The sequence below is a fragment of the Planktothrix sp. FACHB-1355 genome (assembly GCF_014748295.1).
Classification (GTDB): Bacteria; Cyanobacteriota; Cyanobacteriia; order Cyanobacteriales; family Aerosakkonemataceae; genus Aerosakkonema; species Aerosakkonema funiforme_A.
In genome coordinates, this window is sequence record NZ_JACJUP010000888.1 from 1 (window position 1) to 3,085 (window position 3,085).

3 protein-coding genes are annotated in these 3,085 nt (G+C 47.0%); 1 reads left to right on the plus strand and 2 read right to left on the minus strand.

All coding sequences use genetic code 11. The annotated features are described in order from the left end of the window. Positions 1 to 207 precede the first annotated feature (207 nt). Positions 208 to 579: an anti-sigma factor antagonist gene (locus H6S82_RS26475; protein ID WP_190472495.1), complete on the minus strand. Its 372-nt coding sequence runs from the start codon at positions 577 to 579 to the stop codon at positions 208 to 210. A gap of 477 nt (positions 580 to 1,056) precedes the next feature. Beyond that, a complete protein-coding gene (hemF, locus tag H6S82_RS26480; protein ID WP_190472497.1) occupies positions 1,057 to 2,100 on the minus strand; it encodes an oxygen-dependent coproporphyrinogen oxidase in 1,044 nt (347 codons plus the stop codon). A 667-nt stretch (positions 2,101 to 2,767) separates the two neighbouring features. On the opposite strand from hemF, the gene H6S82_RS26485 reads away from it, so the two are divergent. After that, a partial coding sequence (locus tag H6S82_RS26485) for an SRPBCC family protein (protein ID WP_191056977.1) occupies positions 2,768 to 3,085 on the plus strand: 318 nt, incomplete at its 3' end.

Below are 3,085 nucleotides of genomic sequence, written 5' to 3' on the forward strand. Positions count from 1 at the left end.
GGGACTGGAGGCTAGAGCTTCGGTCAAGCAATGGCGGAAACCGGTTGTTTGGTTGTAAAACCATAAATTGGGTTTTTCAGCTAAATAAACCGGGTTTTTACTTGCATAGGCCAAATTCTTAACTGACGCTCTAGTCGGTAATTCCTGTCTCCTACTCCCTATTAAGCTTTTGGTAGCTAAACGTTTTGTCTGCTAAGACAAAGTGACTCAAGAGGCTATGCTGTTGCGGGGAACACCCTCTAGGGCGTCTTCCTCAGTTTCAAAAATTTCAAACACTGAATCCATCATAGTCACTTCAAACACCAATCTGGCTTCTGGATGCACGTTGCAAATGCGGAAACTACCCTTCACCTTGTCAGCATCCCGCATTCCCGCTACCAACGAAGTCAGGCCAGAACTGTCAATAAAATTGACCTGACCGAGATTGACCACCACATGACGGCTGAGCTTGGAGATACACTCTTGCAATTTAAGGCGAAATTGCCATGCTGTTGTGATGTCTAAGCGGCCTGTAGGCGTCAAGACGATAACGGTAGTGCCGTCTTGGAGCGTGTGTGTTTTTTGCTCGATGTGAATCACTGCCCCTCCCCTTTAAATCGTAACTTTCTACAGCTTACGCACATAGCCTCAATCCGAGCAACCATCGTACAAACACCTGCTTTACGTGTATATAGGGAAACCTGAGATTCAGGCTTGTCGCTTCTTTGACATTCCCAGAATAAAAGCCTATTGCTTTCTTGGGTTCAGATTGCCATTTCGAGATATCTCTATTCAGGCTTACGTTCCGATCTTCCAGGATACTGGGTTTGAGTTTATATCTTCTCAAATTACATCCAAGGCAATGACGATTCTAGTTTCCCCAAGCTTTAATTGTCTCAGGCGGTAACCGTCACAGAGCTAGAAAAGCAGGTAAGCGTTCTCTACCTTAAACTGTCACGTTCAGACGATTCAGCTATTGACTCGACACTGCTTTTGTCTTGTTAATAACCCCTTGGCTTGCTGCTGTTCTAAGCCCGCACATTTTATTCCGGGCTCAGTGACTTCCAGTAGTTTAGCTCACACATTCCCTACAGGAGTAACCCAATTAGCCCAATCTTGAGGCTTCAGAAAAACTTCATATAATTGAGCTTCTGGTGTGTTGGGTTCCGGTTGATAACCGTACTCCCAGCGTACAAGAGGCGGTAAAGACATAAGAATCGACTCAGTACGCCCGTTTGTCTGGAGGCCAAAAATAGTACCTCGGTCGTAAACGAGGTTAAATTCCACATACCGCCCTCGGCGATAAAGTTGGAAGTTGCGTTCGCGATCGCCATATTCTATTCCTCGGCGTCGTTCTGCGATCGGCAGGTAAGCCGATAGAAAAGCATATCCGCAATCTTGCACAAAAGCAAACAGCTCTTCCCAAGTGCGCTGTTTGAGATCGCCGATAGATGCACTGTAAACTCCTGCCAGTCCATTTACATCTGGCCCTCGGTATAATTGTCCCTGGCCATCTTGGTAATCAAAAAATATGCCACCGACTCCCCGCGTTTCCTGGCGATGTTTTAAATAGAAATATTCATCGCACCAGCGTTTAAAAGTAGGATAGTATTCCGAATAGTGGCCATCGCAGGCTTGCTTGAACGTTTTGTGGAAATGGGCGGCATCTTCTGCAAAGGGATAGTATGGGGTCAAATCAGCGCCTCCACCAAACCACCAAACAGGGCCAGCTTCAAAGTAGCGATAGTTGAGGTGTACGGTTGGCACATAGGGATTGCGCGGATGCAAGACCATTGATGTGCCAGTCGCGTAAAAGCGATGCCCTGCTGCTTCTGGGCGTTGTGTCAGAATTGATGGTGGCAGATGGTCGCCCCAAACCTCTGAAAAATTCACGCCTCCCTGTTCAAATACTCCCCCTTCGCGGAGTACGCGAGAACGACCGCCGCCACCTTCCGGTCTTTCCCAGCTATCTTCCCTGAAAGTGGCGCTGCCATCCAGCTGTTCCAATGCCTGACAAATATCGTCTTGGAGCTTTTTCATAAACTGGCTGACTCTGGCTTTTGAGTCAGCGGGCGGAATATTTTGCGGGGTTGTTACCTGCGAAGTCGAAAAAGCTGTCATAATCTCAAAAAAGTAATCTAATCTGGTTAACCGACAGTGGTTTAATTGTCCGAAACTCTTGAGAATGAATTGTTCACCATCAGGCGCTCAGCCCTAGTATCGTAGGTTCCAGTTTCATCCGCCGTCGCCAGTTGGCGACTTCGCAAAAAGAGTTCTTACCTAGTACGATGATGGTCTTACACAGCGTCCGGAGGGAGGTTTTGCATTTCTGTAAACCCAGTAGCACTAAAGTATTTATGCTTCGGTACGGCTGAGCGTATGCCTCCAAATCCCTGAAAAATTCAGAGAACTTCCATCGCGGTACTACGATGTAGGCCCTTAATTTTCCCGCTAGGGCTGTTTGAGGTCAGGAACAGTTCCAGCCCGACCCTTTTAAGGTTGATTGGGGCATTAATATAATACATTGAAAATCAAGATCGATCTGACGATCGGTCAATTTGGATATTGGTACCCCTTTGTCCCAATCACAGGGGAACGATGGTACAACTTTTATTTTCAGCCAATCTGGTAGGTAGGTCTTGCCGGACAAACCGTTTAAATCACTTCTTAAGATTGAGTCGGGATACGGTACAAGATTTAAGAAGGCTCTTAATACCGTTAACATACCCCTTTTCAGTACAGTATCTAAAGGGCTGCTTTGGAAACCAGCTACAGGAGGAGTGTAGTAATGCCTGATTTTTCCTCCCCATCTATCCAGCCTCCTAAAAGGCGTTGGTGCAACTTTTCGCGACGCCGTACATATCAAGTCCTCAGTTCGGCCTCCGTGGAAGCTTTATGGCAAAAAGTCACAGATTTAGCTGATGTTTCCTGGCATCCGCTGCTGGCCAGCACAAATGTCCCCAAGGGGTTGGTTGCCAAACCGGGTTTGATATACCAAGGTGTGATGCGATCGATTCCTATTCCGATTCGCATCTTTGTCGAACAAGTAGAACCGAGGGAATTGTTAAGCGTGCGTATTCTCACTTTACCGGGCGTTGAGGAACGG

What these genes read in the sequence shown, in the direction of transcription:
- hemF (WP_190472497.1), bottom strand. Translation starts at nt 2,100, where the DNA reads ATGACAGCTTTTTCGACTTCGCAGGTAACAACCCCGCAAAATATTCCG.